General features: G+C 49.2%; 2 protein-coding genes. Both read right to left on the bottom strand.

All coding sequences use genetic code 11. The features are described from left to right. Positions 1-497 precede the first annotated feature (497 nt). Positions 498-944 (bottom strand): DUF2251 domain-containing protein, encoded by a 447-nt coding sequence (locus JIN82_RS02565; protein WP_200310077.1) that lies wholly within the window; start codon positions 942-944, stop codon positions 498-500. Between the two features lie 145 nt (positions 945-1,089). Continuing rightward, positions 1,090-1,347, bottom strand: coding sequence for a hypothetical protein (locus tag JIN82_RS02560; RefSeq protein WP_200310076.1), 258 nt, complete (start codon positions 1,345-1,347; stop codon positions 1,090-1,092). Positions 1,348-1,448: the final 101 nt, after the last annotated feature.

Here is a 1,448-nt window from a genome sequence, read left to right as displayed (position 1 = left end):
AACGTCTAGCACACCAACCGCTGACCGCTCAGCGCGCTACGTTCTTGGGTTGGGATTGAAATTGTCATAAAGGTCATTAATTCGGAGAGGAAGCGGTTGGGTGCTGCGGCTTGTTCTGCAAAGTTAATTTGTTGGGATTAGTGAGTAGCTCTACTAGCAGCTTTATATCAGTTTGCTTTACGAAGCTTTAAAAGGGGCTCCATAAGCTCTTCAATAACTTCCTTAATTGCTGTATATAGTAGAGTGAATGCGATCATATAAATTGCGTCTATCGTCGTTTGGCTTTCAGTGGTTATAAACAGATCAAGCAGTTTTTTGAATATTGAGAAAGCTGCGAAGGCTATGCCGATAGAGACAAGAACTTTGATTATGTAGAGTAGGGTTTTAGACATGGGTTATTTAGCAGAACGTCGAAGTCATCTCACACATGACCAAGGGTGGACTCCGATTTCTGGGTTGATGGTTGAATGATCATGATGCTTTCGACTCGCCAAGGGTCAGGTGTTGAGATCGACGCCTTGTTCGGTGTTGGTTTGTTTGGGGAAGAATAGATCCCGCGTCCCTAGAAGCTCATCGCTATGAGTCCATCCCGTTGATGGGTCTGGTTCGGGAAACGGATTCTTCGCGTAGCCACACTGTTCTTCGAAGTGGAAGACCGCATGAGGAACAAGATTAATCATCAATGCCGCCGCAGAGAAGTTGCGAGTCCAAATGATCTTCAGTTTGCAGGGCTTCTCTCGATCCGTCACTCCCTGGACATTGTAGATGAGCAACGCATCGACGAAGAGTTGATCCGGAACTGAATAGTCACGGGCGTAGAAGTATCCAGTCTCCCCGTCGTCCTCGAAGACAACGCCCCGACTCTCATCTAGAGCATCGGACTCTATTACGGTCTCCACGCCGACAATCAGCTCTTGCTCAGCTCCTAGAAATGGCGCATCCATATTTTCTCACCGAACGTTTGAGTCCAGTCACGCCCTGCCGAGGGCGCGCGTCGATTTCAGGGTACACGTCCGAGCGTTCATGTCGACTCCGACTCGTAGCGGGCAGGGCGTTGATCTGCGACGACTTGTTCTCTCCGTTGGTTTCTTAGCGCCCATAGTTACCAATCGCGTCTCCGTATAAAGCCTCCATCACCTGCCGATCAGAGTGCGCAATTCCAGGAAGAGGTGTTGTGCCATCTGTAATCACAAACTGACCTCCAACCTCCTGCACAGAATACTTCTCGCCGAAATCCCAACCGTCACGGGCATTCGATGACTGAACTGCCTTGATGAAACGTGACGACATGGCCTGAACCGCAGTTCGCTGTTCAGGCGTCAATCGATTCCACGTATTCTGGTTCATATCCGTCCTATTCGTAACTAGCACCAGCTTGGAGAGCGTCTGCAATCAGCTCGCCTTTCGACTCGATTATCCGCGCCATATTTTTTGAGAGAACGTCTAGC

The organism is Persicirhabdus sediminis, assembly GCF_016595495.1.
Taxonomy (GTDB): Bacteria; Verrucomicrobiota; Verrucomicrobiia; order Verrucomicrobiales; family Akkermansiaceae; genus Persicirhabdus; species Persicirhabdus sediminis.
Note: the sequence above shows the minus strand (reverse complement) of the source record. Positions and strands in the feature narration are given on the sequence as shown.